Annotated in this window: 16 protein-coding genes; 8 read left to right on the top strand and 8 right to left on the bottom strand. The window is 73.1% G+C overall.

Annotated elements, in window-relative coordinates; translation table 11 throughout:
- Nucleotides 1-13: 13 nt before the first annotated feature.
- Nucleotides 14-1,585 (bottom strand): ABC transporter substrate-binding protein, encoded by a 1,572-nt coding sequence (locus ACZ43H_RS18565; RefSeq protein ID WP_464585371.1) that lies wholly within the window; start codon nt 1,583-1,585, stop codon nt 14-16.
- 279 nt (nt 1,586-1,864) lie between these two features.
- Here ACZ43H_RS18565 and kdgD point away from each other — a divergent pair, with 279 nt between their 5' ends.
- The 6 genes from kdgD (at nt 1,865) to ACZ43H_RS18595 (ending at nt 7,808) form a co-directional block, all read left to right on the top strand.
- Complete coding sequence (gene kdgD, locus ACZ43H_RS18570) at nt 1,865-2,779, top strand: 5-dehydro-4-deoxyglucarate dehydratase (protein ID WP_464585373.1); 915 nt, start codon at nt 1,865-1,867, stop codon at nt 2,777-2,779.
- Between the two features lies 1 nt (nt 2,780).
- The gene (locus ACZ43H_RS18575; protein WP_464585375.1) at nt 2,781-4,373 is read left to right on the top strand and encodes an aldehyde dehydrogenase (NADP(+)); all 1,593 of its coding nucleotides are present in this window, start codon (nt 2,781-2,783) and stop codon (nt 4,371-4,373) included.
- Complete coding sequence (locus ACZ43H_RS18580) at nt 4,366-5,724, top strand: enolase C-terminal domain-like protein (protein ID WP_464585377.1); 1,359 nt, start codon at nt 4,366-4,368, stop codon at nt 5,722-5,724. The genes ACZ43H_RS18575 and ACZ43H_RS18580 overlap by 8 nt, the downstream gene beginning before the upstream one ends.
- Nucleotides 5,721-6,668 carry a 2-hydroxyacid dehydrogenase gene (locus tag ACZ43H_RS18585; RefSeq protein WP_464585379.1) on the top strand — a complete coding sequence of 316 codons (948 nt, stop codon included), beginning with the start codon at nt 5,721-5,723 and terminating at the stop codon, nt 6,666-6,668. The genes ACZ43H_RS18580 and ACZ43H_RS18585 overlap by 4 nt, the downstream gene beginning before the upstream one ends.
- Nucleotides 6,665-7,054: a universal stress protein gene (locus ACZ43H_RS18590; protein ID WP_464585381.1), complete on the top strand. Its 390-nt coding sequence runs from the start codon at nt 6,665-6,667 to the stop codon at nt 7,052-7,054. Before ACZ43H_RS18585 ends, ACZ43H_RS18590 begins: the two co-directional genes overlap by 4 nt.
- Before the next feature lie 121 nt (nt 7,055-7,175).
- Complete coding sequence (locus ACZ43H_RS18595) at nt 7,176-7,808, top strand: sulfite exporter TauE/SafE family protein (RefSeq protein ID WP_464590870.1); 633 nt, start codon at nt 7,176-7,178, stop codon at nt 7,806-7,808.
- Nucleotides 7,809-7,883: 75 nt separating this feature from the next.
- Here ACZ43H_RS18595 and ACZ43H_RS18600 read toward each other — a convergent pair whose 3' ends face one another.
- The 4 genes from ACZ43H_RS18600 to ACZ43H_RS18615 all read right to left on the bottom strand — a co-directional run bounded on the left by ACZ43H_RS18600 (nt 7,884) and on the right by ACZ43H_RS18615 (nt 10,981).
- Nucleotides 7,884-8,573, bottom strand: a complete 690-nt coding sequence (locus ACZ43H_RS18600; protein WP_464585383.1) for a 3-oxoacid CoA-transferase subunit B — start codon at nt 8,571-8,573, stop codon at nt 7,884-7,886.
- A complete protein-coding gene (locus ACZ43H_RS18605) occupies nt 8,570-9,253 on the bottom strand; it encodes a 3-oxoacid CoA-transferase subunit A (protein ID WP_464585385.1) in 684 nt (227 codons plus the stop codon). Before ACZ43H_RS18605 ends, ACZ43H_RS18600 begins: the two co-directional genes overlap by 4 nt.
- Entirely contained in the window at nt 9,250-10,440 is a 1,191-nt protein-coding gene (locus tag ACZ43H_RS18610; RefSeq protein ID WP_464585387.1) for a thiolase family protein, read from the bottom strand. The genes ACZ43H_RS18605 and ACZ43H_RS18610 overlap by 4 nt, the downstream gene beginning before the upstream one ends.
- 85 nt (nt 10,441-10,525) lie before the next feature.
- On the bottom strand, nt 10,526-10,981 hold the full coding sequence (locus ACZ43H_RS18615; protein ID WP_464585389.1) for a MarR family winged helix-turn-helix transcriptional regulator: 456 nt from the start codon (nt 10,979-10,981) through the stop codon (nt 10,526-10,528).
- A 104-nt stretch (nt 10,982-11,085) separates the two neighbouring features.
- On the opposite strand from ACZ43H_RS18615, the gene ACZ43H_RS18620 reads away from it, so the two are divergent.
- Together ACZ43H_RS18620 and ACZ43H_RS18625 are read left to right on the top strand one after the other, a co-directional pair.
- A complete protein-coding gene (locus ACZ43H_RS18620) occupies nt 11,086-11,853 on the top strand; it encodes a pirin family protein (RefSeq protein WP_464585391.1) in 768 nt (255 codons plus the stop codon).
- A gap of 44 nt (nt 11,854-11,897) precedes the next feature.
- On the top strand, nt 11,898-12,401 hold the full coding sequence (locus tag ACZ43H_RS18625) for a VOC family protein (RefSeq protein ID WP_464585394.1): 504 nt from the start codon (nt 11,898-11,900) through the stop codon (nt 12,399-12,401).
- A gap of 254 nt (nt 12,402-12,655) precedes the next feature.
- Here the strand turns inward: ACZ43H_RS18625 and ACZ43H_RS18630 are convergent, their stop codons facing one another.
- From ACZ43H_RS18630 to ACZ43H_RS18640, 3 genes are all read right to left on the bottom strand, one after another.
- Complete coding sequence (locus ACZ43H_RS18630) at nt 12,656-13,441, bottom strand: IclR family transcriptional regulator domain-containing protein (protein WP_464585396.1); 786 nt, start codon at nt 13,439-13,441, stop codon at nt 12,656-12,658.
- Between the two features lie 115 nt (nt 13,442-13,556).
- Complete coding sequence (gene pcaDC / locus ACZ43H_RS18635) at nt 13,557-14,756, bottom strand: bifunctional 3-oxoadipate enol-lactonase/4-carboxymuconolactone decarboxylase PcaDC (RefSeq protein ID WP_464585398.1); 1,200 nt, start codon at nt 14,754-14,756, stop codon at nt 13,557-13,559.
- On the bottom strand, nt 14,753-16,009 hold the full coding sequence (locus ACZ43H_RS18640; protein WP_464585400.1) for a lyase family protein: 1,257 nt from the start codon (nt 16,007-16,009) through the stop codon (nt 14,753-14,755). The genes pcaDC and ACZ43H_RS18640 overlap by 4 nt, the downstream gene beginning before the upstream one ends.
- Between the last annotated feature and the right edge of the window lie 2 nt (nt 16,010-16,011).

Here is a 16,011-nt window from a genome sequence, read left to right on the forward strand (position 1 = left end):
CCGGCCGCGGGTTTCAGCTCGTGGGTGACATCTCGGCGAGGTGCATCTCGTCGCCGGTGGCCGAGTTGGGCTCGTAGCTGACGTCCTTGCCGACGCCGAGCACGCCGTTCATGTGCGCCAGGTAGGCGTACTGGTCGACCAGCTCCGGCTCGTCCTGGAAGACCTTCGCCAGCGCGCCCTGACGGGCCTCGCCGGACTTCGCCTCCGCCGTGGTGATCTCCTTGTCCAGCGCGGGGGTGCCGCCGCTGGACTGGAAGCCGTTGCTGAGGAGGTACTGGTCCATCGAGAACGCGGCGTCACCGGCCTGGTTGCCGTGCTGGATCATCAGCAGGTACGGCCCGGTGTCGGCCGGGAACGGCCGCTGCTGCACCTCGACGGTGCCGGCGGTGTCCATCATCTCGATCTTGACGTTCAGACCGAGGTCCGACAGCTCCTTCTGGATGACCTGGATGGCCTCCTCGATCTTCGGGAACTGCGCGGTCCGGCCGATCAGCCTGATCTGCGGACTCAGGTCGACCCCGTCGGCCTTGGCCTCGGCCAGCAGCTGCTCGGCCTTGTCGACGTCGTACGGGAACGGCTCGAGGGAGTCGTCGTGGCCGACGATGCCCGAGGGCACCAGCTGCGAGGCGACCTCGGAGTCGTCACCGAAGAGCGAGGAGGTGATGCCCTCGCGGTCGATCGCGTAGTTGATGGCCTGCCGCACCCGGATGTCGTCGAGCGGCGGCTCGGTGACCTGCATGCGGATCGCGGTCGTCTCGTTGTTGGGGTAGGCCACCGCGGTGTCGCCGGCGCCGTCCTCCGGGCCGAGCCCGGTCGCGATGTCGGCCTCGTCGTTGAGGACCATGGCCGCGCGCACGCTGCCCTCGGAGCGCCACACGTAGGTGGCGTTCTGGTACGCCGGCGCGTCGCCCCAGTACTCGTCGTTGGCCGTGAGCGTCAGCTTCTGGCCGGCGTCCCAGCTCTCGATCTTGTAGGGGCCGGTGCCGATCGGCTTGCGCACCTTCTCGGTGTCGCTGGTCGAGGGCGGCACGATCTCGATGAAGGAGACCCGCAGCGGCAGGATCGGGTCCGGCTTCGGCGTGGTCACCGTGAGCGTGGCGTCGTCCACCACCTTCACGTCCAGGTCGGTGTCGCCGAAGACGTAGCCCTCGACGTTGCACCCGAGGTCGCCGTTGACGGCCCGGTCGATGGAGTACTTCGCCGCCTCGGCGTCGAAGGGCGTGCCGTCGCTGAACTTCACCCCGGAGCGGAGCTTGAAGGTCCAGGTCTCGGGAGAGGTCTGCTCCCAGGACTCGGCGAGCAGCGGGTTGAGGTCGCCGCTGGTGGGGTCGCGCTCCACGAGCGGCTCGGTGATGTTGGAGCGGACCACGACACCGGTGGACGTCAGCGACGACTCACAGGGCTCGAGGGTCGGCGGCTCCTCGGGGAGCACGATGCGGACCGTGTCCCCGGCAGCCGAGCCGGAGGCGCCGTTGCTGACCGAGCACGCGGCGGCGGATGCCGCCAGGCCGGCCACGAGGAGGCCGGTCGCAAGTCCCCGTCGGCGTGCGGGGAGACCCGCACGTGTGGGCTGGGCAGAAAGCATTTCGTTCCTCCACGAGGTGCCAAGCAGACCCTGAGTGTCCACAGATGAAGATGACATACGGGGTTGTGGACAACAGTAGAACCAGGTCCCGAGACCGTCAACGCGTGTCCACCGTCACAACTCCGTGTCGAGGACCATACACATATGCAGACAGCATTCCAATAGGTAGTTGGAATCTGTTAACGTGAATCTGTTGGCACCCGCTGACCCCTGTCTCGAGCAGCGCTCGAACCACCTCCGCCCCGGCCGCTGCGGCCTCGGAAAGCACCTGGAGAACCCATGGCCCGCTACTCACCGTCCGACCTCCGCTCCGCACTGGGGTCCGGTCTGCTGTCGTTCCCGGTCACCCACACGACCCCCGACTTCGCCTTCGACGAGGCGGCCTACCGCGAGCACCTGCAGTGGCTGAACGGGTACGACGTCGCGGGGCTCTTCGCCGCCGGCGGCACCGGCGAGTTCTTCTCCCTCACCCACGACGAGGTCTCGACCGTCCTGCGGGCCACCGTGGCCGAGGTCAAGGACGGCACCCCGGTGATGGGCGCTGCCGGCTACGGCACCTCGACCGCCGTCCAGATGGTCCAGCGCGCGGAGGCCGACGGGGCCGACGGCATCCTGCTGCTGCCGCCCTACCTCACTGAGCTGCCGGCCCGCGGTCTCTACGAGCACGTCGCCCGGGTGTGCGCGGCCACCTCGCTGGGCGTCGTGGTCTACCACCGCGCAAACGCCCGGTTCGACGCGAAGACGGTGGTCCGCCTGGCCGAGGAGTTCCCCAACTTCATCGGCTTCAAGGACGGCGTCTGCGACATCGACCTGCTCGCCACCCTCTACGCCCACCTCGGCGACCGGCTTCTCTACGTCGGCGGGCTGCCCACCGCGGAGACCTACGCGATGCCCTACCTCGAGCTCGGCGTGACGACGTACTCCTCCGCGATCTTCAACTTCGCCCCCCAGTGGGCGGCGGACTTCTACACCGCGGTCCGCAACCACGACCGCGAGCAGGTCCAGGACCGGCTGCGCGACTTCGTGGTGCCCTACATCAACATCCGCGACCGGCAGGCGGGCTACGGCGTCTCGATCGTCAAGGCCGGCCTGACCGCGGCCGGACGCCCGGCCGGACCGGTTCGACCGCCGCTGACCGACCTCAGCGCGGCAGAGCTGGCCGAGCTGACCGACCTCGTCAAGAAGGTGATCTGAGATGACCCAGCAGCCCCTCACCGGCGCGATGTTCCTCGGCGCCGAGCGCGTGACCGGCACCGCCGGCACGGTGCACGGGGTCGACCCGCGCACCGGGGCGCAGCTCGAGCCGGCGTACGGCCTCGGCACCGCGGCGGACGTCGCCCGCGCCGCCGAGCTGGCCGCCGAGGCGTTCGCGACCTACCGGGAGACGGCCCCCAAGGAGCGCGCCGCCTTCCTCGACCAGGTGGCGGACAACATCGACGCCCTCGGCGACCGCCTGGTCGACCAGGTGGTCCTGGAGACCGGCATCATCGAGCCCCGGGTGCGCGGCGAGCTCGCCCGCACCTCCAACCAGCTGCGCCTCTTCGCCACGCTGGTGCGCGACGGTAGCTGGGTGGGCGCCCGCGTCGACACCGCCATGCCGCACCGCACCCCGCTGCCCCGCCCCGACATCCGTCAGCGCAAGGTGCCGCTCGGACCGGTCGCGGTCTTCGGGGCCAGCAACTTCCCCCTCGCCTTCTCCGTCGCCGGCGGCGACACCGCCGCGGCGCTGGCCGCCGGGTGTCCGGTCGTGGTCAAGGCACACAGCGCCCACCCAGGCACCTCTGAGCTCGTGGCCGGCGCCATCGCCCGTGCGGTGGCCCAGCACGGCCTGCCCGAGGGGACCTTCTCGCTGGTCTACGGGTCCGGTACCGAGGTCGGCATCACCCTGGTCAGCGACCCGCGGATCAAGGCGGTCGGGTTCACCGGGTCCCGCACCGCGGGCGTGGCGCTCATGCAGGCCGCGGCCGCCCGCCCGGTGCCGATCCCGGTGTACGCCGAGATGTCGAGCATCAACCCGGTCTTCCTGCTGCCCGGTGCCCTGGCCGCCGACGCGGCCGGCCTGGCCGCGGCGTACGTCGAGTCGCTCACCGTGGGCGTCGGCCAGCTGTGCACCAACCCCGGCCTGGTGTTCGCCGTCGACGGCCCGGACCTCGACGCGTTCGTGGACGCCGCAGCGCGGACCGTCGCCGGGTGCGAGGCTCTTCCCATGCTCAACCCGGGCATCCACACCTCCTACGTGGCCGGCGTCGAGCGGCTGCGGGGCCTCGAGCCGGTCACCGAGGTCGCCGCCGGCGTCGACCCCGGCACGGTCGCCGCGCCGGGGCAGGCCCACGTGTTCACCACCTCCGGCGAGGCCTTCGGAGCCGAGACTGCGCTCCACGAGGAGGTGTTCGGCGCCTCCTCGGTGGTGGTGCGGGTGTCCTCCGCCGACGAGCTCGCGGCGCTGGCGGCCGGGCTCGAGGGCCAGCTCACCGCCACCGTCCACGCCACCGAGGCCGACCACACGACCGCGGCCGCGCTGCTGCCGGTGCTCGAGGACAAGGTCGGGCGGATCCTCTTCAACGGCTGGCCCACCGGCGTCGAGGTCGGGCACGCGATGGTGCACGGCGGCCCCTTCCCGGCCACCTCCGACGGCCGGAGCACCTCGGTCGGCACGCTGGCCATCGAGCGGTTCGTCCGGCCGGTCGCCTACCAGAACGTGCCCGCTGGGCTGCTGCCCGCGGCCGTCGACACCGACAACAGCCTGGGCCTGTGGCGCCAGGTGGACGGCGAGCTGCGTCGTGACTGAGGCCGCCCGCTCCCGCGGCCCCGTCGTCAGCGAGGTCCGCGTCGTCCCCGTGGCCGGGCACGACAGCATGCTGCTGAACCTGAGCGGCGCCCACGGCCCCTACTTCACCCGCAACGTCGTGCTGCTCACCGACTCCGACGGCCGGGTGGGCGTCGGCGAGGTGCCCGGCGGCGAGCAGATCCGCCGCACGCTGGAGGAGTCCGCGGCCCTGGTGACCGGCACTCCGGTCGCCGAGCTGCGCTCGCTCCTGCGCCGCGTCGCCGCCGCGTTCGCCGGACGCGACAGTGGCGGCCGCGGCCTGCAGACCTTCGACCTGAGGACGACGGTGCACGTGGTCACCGCGCTGGAATCGGCGCTGCTCGACCTGCACGGCCAGCACCTCGGCGTACCCGTCGCAGAGCTGCTCGGCGAGGGCCGGCAGCGCGACCGGGTGCCGGTCCTCGGCTACCTCTTCTTCGTCGGCGACCGCACCGCCACCGACCTCGCCTACCGCAGCGAGCCCGAGGGGGCCGACGCGTGGACGCGGCTGCGCCACGAGGAGGCGATGACCCCCGACGCCGTGGTCGCACTCGCCGAGGCGGCGCACGAGCGCTACGGCTTCGCCGACTTCAAGCTCAAGGGCGGCGTCCTGCCCGGCGAGCAGGAGGTCGAGACGGTCACCGCCCTGGCCCGCCGGTTCCCCGACGCCCGGGTGACCCTGGACCCCAACGGCGGCTGGCTCCTGGCCGACGCGATCCGGCACGGCCGGGAGCTGCGCGACGTCGTGGCCTATGCCGAGGACCCCTGCGGCGCCGAGAACGGCTACTCCGGCCGCGAGGTGATGGCCGAGTTCCGGCGCGCCACCGGCCTGACCACCGCGACCAACATGATCGCCACCGACTGGCGCCAGCTCGGGCACGCGGTGCGCAGCGGCGCGGTGGACATCCCGCTCGCCGACCCGCACTTCTGGACGATGGCCGGATCGGTCCGCGTGGCCCAGCTCTGCGACGCCTGGGGCCTCACCTGGGGGTCGCACTCCAACAACCACTTCGACGTGTCCCTGGCGATGTTCACCCACGTCGCAGCCGCGGCGCCCGGCGAGATCACCGCGATCGACACGCACTGGATCTGGCAGGACGGGCAGCGGATCACCCGCGACCCGCTGCTGATCAAGGACGGCCACCTCGAGGTGCCGACGGCACCCGGGCTCGGCGTCGAGATCGACGAGGACCGGCTCCGGGCCGCCCACGAGCTCTACCTCGCCGAGGGCCTCGGCGCCCGCGACGACGCCGTCGCCATGCAGTACCTCCTCCCCGGCTGGACCTTCGACCCGAAGCGCCCTGCCCTCGACCGCGAAGGATCCCCCCGATGACCGTGCTCCAGGTCGGCCCGCTGAAGCCCTCGCTGGCCGAGACCCTGCGGACCAGGTACGACGCGTCCGTGCTCCCCGACAGCGAGGCCCGCGCGGACTTCCTGGCCGGCCCCGGCGCCGGCGTGGACGTCGTCGTCACCTCGGGACGCACGGGGGTGCCGGCACCGCTGATGACGGCGCTGCCGTCGCTGCGGGCGGTCGTCAACTTCGGGGTCGGCTACGACACCACCGACACCGCCCTGGCCCGCGAGCGCGGGATCCTGGTCTCCAACACCCCCGACGTCCTCACCGACTGCGTGGCCGACACCGCCCTCGGCCTGGCGCTCGACGTGCTGCGAGGGCTCTCCACCGCGGACCGGTTCGTCCGCCGGGGCGAGTGGGCCGGCGGGGGCACCTTCCCGCTGATGCGCCGGCTCTCGGGCAAGCGGGTGGGGATACTCGGCCTGGGACGCATCGGCCAGGCGATCGCCACCCGCTTCGAGGCGTTCGGCTGTCCGGTGAGTTACCACAGCCGGCGCCAGGTCCCCGGCACGGCGTACGCCTACGCCGGGAGCCCGGCCGCGCTGGCGGCAGGCGTCGACATCCTGGTGGTGGCCACCTCGGGAGGCAGCGCCACCACCGGCCTGGTGGACCGGGCCGTGCTGGAGGCGCTCGGACCCGAGGGCTACCTGGTCAACATCGCCCGCGGATCCGTGGTCGACGAGGCAGCCCTCGTGGACCTCCTGCTGTCGGGCGGGCTGGCGGGGGCCGGGCTGGACGTGTTCGCCGACGAGCCGACCGTGCCCGAGGCGCTGCTCGGCCTGGACAACGTGGTGCTGCTCCCGCACCTGGCCAGCGGCACGGTCGAGACCCGCGAGGCGATGGAGCGGCTCGCCCTGGACAACCTGGACAACTTCTTGGCCCACGGCACGTTGCTCACCCCGGTGCCGGAGGTGCTCCGATGACGATCGGGGTCGGCTACCGGCCCACCCCCGAGGGGCGCGCGGCCCTCGGCCACGCGATCCGGGAGTGCGCCGCCCGCACGGCCGACCTGGTCGTGGTGGTCACCGACGAGGTCGCGGCGAGCGACGCCTTCGCGGCGGACCTCGCCCTGGCGCGCGCGTCGGTGGGGGGCCAGGAGATCGCGGTGCGCGCCGTGGCGGGCGACCAGCAGGCAGGGAGCGAGCTGGTCGACCTGTCCTACGAGGACCACGTGGACCTGCTGGTGATCGGCCTTCGGCGCCGCTCCCCGGTCGGCAAGCTGGTGCTGGGCAGCACCTCGCAGTGGGTGCTCCTGGACGCCGCCTGCCCGGTGACCGCGGTGAAGCCCCCGATCGCTCCCGCTTCCTAGGTGGGCATCCCGGACGCCTGGCTCCTCGTCCTCGCCGGCATCGGCGCGGGGCTCACGGGCTCCGTCGCCGGCCTCGCCTCCCTCGTCAGCTACCCCGCGGCTGGCCGCCGGGCTGCCACCGCTGGCGGCCAACGTCACGAACACCACCGCCATGTTCGCCACGACGGTGGGCTCGGCGGCCGGCTCCCGCCCCGAGCTGCGCGGGCAGGGCCGCCGGCTGCTCGTCCTGGGCGGCCAGGCGGTGACCGGTGGCGCCATCGGCGCCGCGCTGCTCCTGACCACCCCGGCGTCGGCGTTCGAGGCGATCGTCCCGTGGCTGGTCGGTCTGGGTGCCACCCTGCTGTTGGCGCGCGACCGGCTGAGGGCGTGGGTGGACTCGCGCCGGGTCGAGGGAGTGGACGCGCCGAACGGCCTCTGGGGCGCGGCGGTGGTCCTGGTCGGCGTGTACGGCGGCTACTTCGGCGCGGGCGCGGGGATCATCATGCTGTCGGTGCTCTCGCTGCGGCACCAGGAGCCGCTGCGCGTCACCAACGCTGTCAAGAACGTCGCCACCGGGCTGGCCAACCTGGTCGCCACGCTGGCCTACGTCCTGCTGGCGCCGGTGCACCTCGTCGCCGCCCTCGCGCTGGCGCTGGGTGCCCTCGTCGGGAGCTGGATCGGCCCCCAGCTGGTGCGGGTGCTGCCCGAGCGGCCGCTGCGGATCGGCATCGGGCTCGCCGGGCTCGGCCTCGCGGGGTGGCTGCTGGTCTCCTGAGCGGCGACGCCGTCGGGACGTCGTTCGGTTCGGTCGCTCCGGCAACCATCACGTATGACGTCCGACGCGAGCCGCTCAGGCCTCCAGCCGCCGCAGGGGTACGTCGAGCCGCGCGGCGAGGTCGTCGTACGAGATGCCGAAGGTCTCGAGCACCGTCACGCCGGCGGAGCCGACCCGGAAGACCGCCACGTCGGTGTAGACCCGGTCCACGCAGCCGAGGCCCGTGAGCGGGTAGGTGCAGTCGGGGACCAGCTTGGGCGAACCGTCCTTGGCGAAGAGCGTCATCATCACCAGGACCTGCTTGGCGCCGATGGCGAGGTCCATCGCACCGCCGACGGCGGGGATCGCGTCGGGCGCGCCGGTGTGCCAGTTGGCGAGGTCGCCGGCCGCCGACACCTGGAAGGCGCCGAGCACGCACACGTCGAGGTGTCCGCCGCGCATCATCGCGAAGGAGTCGGCGTGGTGGAAGTACGACGCTCCCGGCAGCTCGGTCACCGGGATCTTGCCGGCGTTGGTGAGATCGGGGTCGATCTCGTCGCCGACCGCCGCGCGGCCCATGTTGAGCATGCCGTTCTCGGTGTGCAGCACGACACCGGAGTCGGCGGGCAGGAAGTCGGCGACCTTGGTGGGCTGGCCGATGCCGAGGTTCACGAACGAGCCGGGCGCGATGTCGCGGGCGACGATCTCGGCCATCTCGTCGCGGCTGAGCGGGCCGCGGTCGGTGTGCTCCACGGTGCGGGTGCGGGTGTCGGTGCTCGTGGTCACGAGGCCTCCTGCTGACGGGCGGCGCCGACGGCCACGACGCGGTCGACGTAGATGCTGGGCGTGACGACGGCCTCGGGGTCCAGGCCCCCGGTGTCCACGACGCTCGCAACCTGGACGACGGTCGTGGTCGCGGCGGTCGCCATGACCGGCCCGAAGTTGCGGGCGGTCTTGCGGTAGACGAGGTTGCCCATCCGGTCGGAGACGTGGGCGCCGACCAGCGCGACGTCGCCCTTGATGGGGTACTCGAGGACGTAGGTGCGCCCGTCGATCTCGCGGACCTCCTTGCCCTCGGCGAGCGGCGTGCCGACGCCCGTCGGGCAGAAGAAGGCGCCGATCCCGGCGCCCGCCGCTCGCATCCGCTCGGCCAGGTTGCCCTGCGGCACCACCTCGAGCTCGATCTTCCCGGCCCGGTAGAGCCCGTCGAACACCCATGAGTCGGACTGCCGCGGGAAGGAGCAGACCATCTTGCGCACCCGGCCGGCCGCGAGCAGCGCGGCCAGCCCGGTGTCGCCGTTGCCGGCGTTGTTGGAGACCACGGTCAGGTCGGTGGCGCCCTGCCGGATCAGGGCGTCGATGAGGTCGACGGGCATGCCGGCCATCCCGAAGCCGCCCACCAGCACGGTCGAGCCGTCGGCCACGTCGGCGACGGCCTCGTCGGCGCTCTCGCAGATCAGGGTCATCGCGTCTCGCCCACGTTCTCCAGCACCACCGCGAGCGCCTGGCCCACGCCGATGCAGATCGCCGCGACGCCCCAGCGCTCGCCGGACTCGCGGAGCCGGTGCGCGAGGGTGCCGAGGATCCGGCCGCCGGACGCACCCAGCGGGTGGCCGATGGCGATCGCGCCGCCCTTGGTGTTCACGATGTCGGGGTCGACCTTCCACGCGTCCACGCACGCCAGGGACTGCACGGCGAACGCCTCGTTGAGCTCGATCGCGCCCACGTCGGACCAGCCGATGCCGGCCCGGCGCAGCGCCTGCTCGGCTGCCTCGACAGGCGCGAACCCGAAGGCCTGCGGCTCGAGGGCGTGCACGCCGCGGCCAGCCACGCGGGCGAGCGGGGCCAGGCCGATCCGGGACGCCGCCTCCTCGGAGCCGAGCAGCAGCGCGGAGGCGCCGTCGTTCAGCGGCGAGGCGTTGCCGGCGGTGATGGTGCCGTCGGGGCGGAAGGACGGCTTGAGGCCGGCGAGCTTCTCGGCGCTGCTGCCCGGACGGATGCCCTCGTCGCGGGTGAGGTCGACTCCTTCGACGGAGACCACGAGGTCGTCGTAGAAGCCGGCGCTCCAGGCCTGGTCGGCGAGGTTGTGGGACCGTGCGGCGAACTCGTCCTGGCGCTCGCGCGAGATGGAGAAGCGCTCCTGGAGCTGCTCGTTGGCCTCACCCAGGGAGACCGTCCACTCCTTCGGCATCCGGTCGTTGACCAGCCGCCACCCCAGGGTCGTCGACACCGCGGTGACGTTGCCGGCGGGGAAGGCCCGCGACGGCTTGGGCAGCACCCACGGCGCCCGGGTCATGGACTCGACGCCGCCGGCGACGACCACGTCGGCGTCGCCGGTCTCGACGACCCGCGAGGCCATCATCGCCGCGTCGAGGGAGGAGCCGCAGAGCCGGTTGACGGTGGTGGCCGACACCGAGACCGGGAGCCCGGCCAGCAGCACCGCCATCCGGCCGACATTGCGGTTGTCCTCGCCGGCGCCGTTGGCGTTGCCCCACACGACGTCGCCGATCGCGGCGGGGTCGAGGTCGGGGGCCTTCGCCAGGACCCCGGAGAGCGCGGTCGCGGCGAGGTCGTCGGGACGGACCTCCGCGAGGGCCCCGTTGAACCGGCCGAACGGCGTGCGGGCGGCGGCGTACACGAAGGACGAGCTCACGGTGGTTCCTCCATTTGTTCGTGATGCGAACGCATGTGCGCTGTACGAACACATCATGCCACGGGTCGGCCCCGAGCGGAACCCCTCAGAGCCGGTCGAGCACCTTGGCCATCGCGGCGCCCAGGGACTCGAGGTCGGCGGGGGTGAGCGCGTCGAAGAACAGGTCCCGGACCGTCCGGACGTGGTCCGGCGCCGCCGCCTCGATGGCCTCCCGGCCGGCCGGCGTGAGCACCACGAAGGCGCCGCGACCGTCGTCGTCGCAGTCCTCCCGCGCGACCAGGCCCCGGCGCTCCATGCGCGTGACGTGGTGGGAGAGGCGGCTGCGCTCCCACCCCAGCGCGCCCGCGAGCCCCGAGACGCGCACCCGGCCCCCGTCGGAGTCGGTGAGCTGGACCAGCACGTCGAAGTCCTGCAGGGACAGGGCGGAGTCGCGCTGCAGCTGGCGGTTCAGCGCGGCCGGCAGGCGCGAGCCGAGCGCCAGCCAGGCTCGCCAGACCTGCTGCTCCCGGTCGTCGAGCCAGGGAGTGTCGTCGGTCGCCATGCCGCCAGCGTAGCGGGAATGATTGACATGTCACGCATGTTCGGTCATCGTGTAGGTGACACGTCACCGGCACGGCCCACCCGCACCGGACCCGAGGAGAGACCATGGCCACCATCGAGCTGAACCCGGGCGTCGACGTACGCCGCGCGGCCGACCGCTTCACCAGCAACTTCGGGTGGCTGGACTCCAAGCACTCGTTCTCCTTCGGCCACCACCACGACCCGCGCAACACCCACCACGGCCTGCTGCTGGTCAACAACGACGACGTCGTCGACCCCGGCACCGGCTTCGAGACCCACCCGCACCGGGACATGGAGATCGTCACCTGGGTGCTGCAGGGCTCGCTGGTCCACCAGGACTCCACCGGCCACAACGGCGTGATCTACCCCGGCCTGGCCCAGCGGATGAGCGCCGGCACCGGCATCCTGCACTCGGAGAAGAACGACTCCTGGCGCCTCTCCGGCGAGGAGCACCGCGACCCGGTGCACTTCGTGCAGATGTGGGTGGTCCCGGACGAGCAGGGCATCACCCCTGGCTACGAGCAGCTCGAGATCGAGTCCGACCTGCTGGCCGGCGGGTTGGTGCCGGTCGCCTCCGGCATGGACAAGCACGACGGCGAGGCGGCGATCCGGATCGCGAACAGGTACGCCGCGCTGTACGCCGCGCGCCTGCAGCCCGGCCAGTCCGTGGAGCTGCCCGAGGCGCCGTTCCTGCACCTGTTCGTGCCGCGCGGGTCGGTGACGCTCGAGGGCGCCGGCGCCCTGACGACCGGCGACGCGGTCCGCTTCACCGCCACCGGCGGCCAGCGCGTGACCGCGACCGAGCCGGCCGAGATCCTGGTGTGGGAGATGCACGCCACGCTCGCCGCCTGAGCGCACCACCTGGCACGATCGAACCGAGGAGCGAGGAGAGGGACATGACCGAGCACGAGCGAGACCTGACGGCGATCGAGGCCGAGCGCGAGCGGATCCGCACGGCGTACCTGCGACCGACCGGCGAGCGCCCCGCCTCGACCGCGCGCGGCCTGCACCACACCGCCCTGATCAGCAGCGACGTGGAGCGGACCGTCCGGTTCTACCAGGACGTGCTCGGCTTCCCGCTGACCGAGCTGATCGAGAACCGCGACTACGCCGGCTCCTCGCACTTCTTCTTCGACATCGGCAACAGCAACCTGCTGGCGTTCTTCGACTTCCCCGGCCTCGACGTCGGGCCGTACGCCGAGGTCCTCGGCGGGCTGCACCACATGGCGATCTCGGTCGACCCCGAGCGCTGGCAGGAGCTGGTGCGTCGGCTCGAGGAGGCCGGGGTGGAGCACGAGGTCCACAGCGGGGTCTCGGTCTACTTCCGCGACCCCGACGGCGCGCGCATCGAGCTGATCGCCGACCCGCTGGGGGAGATGTACGGCAACCAGGTGCTCTGAGGGCCGGCGGGCGGGCGGGCGGGCGCATCGGCGGTGAGCCAGCCACCGAATCCCCCACCGAGACGGTGGCTCACGCACCGCCCACGAGCCCGCGACCCACCCGGCGGTGAGCCAGCCACCGAATCCCCCACCGAGACGGTGGCTCACGCACCGCCCACGAGCCCACGCCCCACCCGGCGGTGAGCCAGCCACCGAATCCCCCACCGAGACGGTGGCTCACGCACCGCCCACGAGCCCGCGACCCCTCGGACCGGCTAGAGGCGCAGCCCGGCCGAGGTCAGGTCCGCGCTGATCGCGGCAGCCGCGGCGACCACGGCGTCGACGTACTCCTGCGGCAGCTCGGGCCGGGCCTGCGCGGAGGTGGAGACGTTGATCGCGGCGACGACCCGGCCGTCCCCGTCACGCAGCGGTGCGGCGACCGACCGCAGCCCGGCCTCGAGCTCCTGGTCGACCAGCGCCCACCCCTGCTCGCGCACCCGGTCGACCTCGGCGCGCAGCCCGGCGACGTCGTGGAGGGTCCGCGACGTGAGCGCGGCGAGGTCGGCGCGCGCGAGGTGGTCGTCGAGCTCGGGGGCCGGCAGGCCGGCGAGCAGCACGCGACCCATCGAGGTGGCGTACGCCGGGAAACGGGTCCCGACCGTGATCCCGACCGTCATGATCCGCCGGGTCGCGACCCGCGCGACGTAGACGATCTCGTCGCCGTCGAGCACCGCGGCCGAGGTCGACTCCCCCAGCCGGGCCGACAGCTGCTCGAGGTGCGGCTGGACGAGCTGGGGCAGGCCGAGCCCCGAGAGGTACGCCGTGCCGAGCCGGAGCACCTGCGGGGTCAGCGCGAACTGCTTGCCGTCGAAGCGGACGTAGCCGAGCTCGACCAGGGTGTGCAGGAACCGCCGCGCCGTCGCCCGGCTCAGCCCGGTCCGACCGGCGATGTCGCTGAGCGTCATCGCCGGGTGGTCGGCGTCGAACGCGGTGATCACCGAGAGCCCGCGCGCCAGCGACTGGACGAACTGGTCGCCGGGCGCGGGGCTGGGCTCGGTCATGCGCGAGAGCATAGGGGCGCAGGACTCACCGGCTGGCCGGTGACTCCTGTGGTTGTCGACCGTTGCAACGGCCGACAACCACAGGACTTGCCTGACAACCCCGGGCGGACCACGGCTACAGCTCCCCCATCTCGTCCAGCACCTTCTGCGCGATCCGGAACGCGGTGTTGGCGTCCGGCACGCCGCAGTAGATCGCGGTCTGCAGCAGGCACTCCTTGATCTCCTGGACCGTGAGCCCGTTCGTACGCGCCGCCCGCACGTGCATCGCGAGCTCCTCGTGGTGCCCGCGCGCCACCAGCGCGGTGAGCGTGATCAGCGACCGGCTGCGGCGGTCGAGCCCGGGTCGGGTCCAGATCGAGCCCCAGGCGTACTGCGTGATCAGCTCCTGGAAGTCCCGGGTGAAGTCGGTGGTGGCCGCGGTCGCCCGGTCCACGTGCGCGTCGCCCAGCACCGAGCGGCGCACCACCATCCCCGCCTCGCGCACCTCCTGCACGGTGCGGCCGTCGAGGGAGGCGGGCTCGCCGAGGAAGTGCCGGCGAAGCAGCCCGGCCACCACCGCGGGCGCCTCGGCGGGGGCCAGGTGCGCCACCCCGTCCAGCACGACCAGCTCCCCGTCCTTCACGCCCGAGGCGATCTCCCGGAGGCCCTCGACAGGGGTGACGCCGTCCTCGGCACCGGCCACGGCCAGCACCGGCGCGGTGATCTGCGCCAGCCGGTCGCGCACGTCGAAGGACGCGAGCGCGCCGCACACCGCGACGTACCCCTCGTCGACGACGTCCGACAGCGCGTGCAGCAGCGCCGACCCGCGCTCGGGCTCCCGCTCGAGGAAGCCGGCGCCGAACCACCGCTCCGCGGAGCCCGACACCATGACCGGGGTGCCGGACATGCTCACCTGCGCCATCCGGCCGGTCCAGGACTCCTCCGACCCGATCCGGGCTCCGGTGCACAGCAGCGCCGCGGCGTCGACCCGCGCCGGCGCGTCCAGCAGCAGCTGCAGGCCGACCGCGCCGCCCACCGAGTCCCCCGCGTAGAAGAAGGAGTCGTCGCCGCGCTCGGCGAGGACGTCGTCCACGACGTGCAGCACGCCCGCGGCGAGCTCGGCCATCGTGAAGGGCTCCTGCGGCACCGACCGGTTGTGGCCGTGCCCGGGCAGGTCCCAGGCGAGGACGTCGAAGGCGTCGGTCAGCCCGGCCGCCGCGCACTCCGTCCACAGCGTCGCGGCCGTGGTGCCCAGCGACGGCCCGAGCACCAGCAGGGGCAGGTCGGCGCGGTGGCGGGCGCCGGTCAGGCGTACGGCGGTGATGGCGGGGGTCACGCGTTCTCCTCGGGGTCGGGTCGGTCGGTCGGGGGCTCGGCCAGGATCCCGGCCGCGCGGGCCAGCGGTGCCTCGACGAACGCCGCGGTCGCGCCGAGGTACTCCTCCTGCGGGGCAGCGCCCGCCAGTGCGGCCATCCCGCGCTGCTCGGCGCGCAGGTCGTCACGGGCAGCCTCGACGGTGGCGAGCATCCGCTCGGGGTGGACCTGCAGGTCGTCGAGCAGGTCGCTGGTCTGCTCGGCCGCGACCACGGTGCGCCGCAGCAGCGTCCGCAGCGTCGCCCACTCGGTGTGCCACGCGCCGGCCGAGCGCTCGTCGACCGACTCGGCGGCGGCGAGGTGGAGGGTGGCGCCGAGTTGGGGCGCGGCCAGGGCGGCACGCCGGACCAGGGTCGACAGCACCGGGTTCGACTTGTGGGGCATCGTGGACGAGCCGCCGCCGGACCCTTCGGAGAGCTCGGCGATCTCCGGACGGCTCAGGACCAGCACGTCGTTGGCGATCCGCCCCCAGGCGTCGGTGCAGCGCACCGCGGCGTCGCCCAGCCGGGTGACCGTGGCGCGCGACGTGTGCCAGGGCGTCGACGGCGCCAGCCCCAGCCGGGTCGCCAGCTCCAGACCGAGCCCGGCGACCGTCCCCACGGGGTCGGGGAGGTCGGAGGCCAGCTCGACGGTGGCCGCCATGGTGCCTGCCGCGCCGCCGACCTGGACCGGCAGGACCAGCCGGGCCACGTCGTCGTACGCGTCGAGCGCGCCGGTCAGCCACTGCGCGGTCTTCAGGCCGAACGTCGTGGGCACCGCGTGCTGGGTGAGGGTGCGGGCGGCCATCGGGGTGGCCCGGTGCGCCTCGACGAGCCCCGACAGCCGGGAGACCTGGTGCCGCAGCGCGGCCAGGGTCCGGTCGACGGCCTCGCGGGCGCACAGCATCAGCGCCGTGTCCACGACGTCCTGGCTGGTCAGCCCGCGGTGCAGCCACCGGGCGGCCTCGGGGTTCTGGCGGCGCAGGCCGTCGCGCAGCAGGGCCACGAGCGCCATCGCCGGGTTGCCGCCGGCCTCGGACTCGTTGGCCAGCCACTCGTCGTGGGCGGGCCAGACCAGCCCGAGCAGGTCCTCCTTGGCCGCGGCGGCCGGGGCGATCCCGGTGCCGACCAGGGCGTCCAGCCAGGCCTCCTCGACCGCCACCATGGCCGCGAGGAACGTCGAGTCCGAGAACAGGTCGCCGGCGCGCTGGTCGCCGGGCCAGAGCACGTCCGTCATGG

It is taken from the genome of Nocardioides sp. DN36 (genome assembly GCF_055380375.1).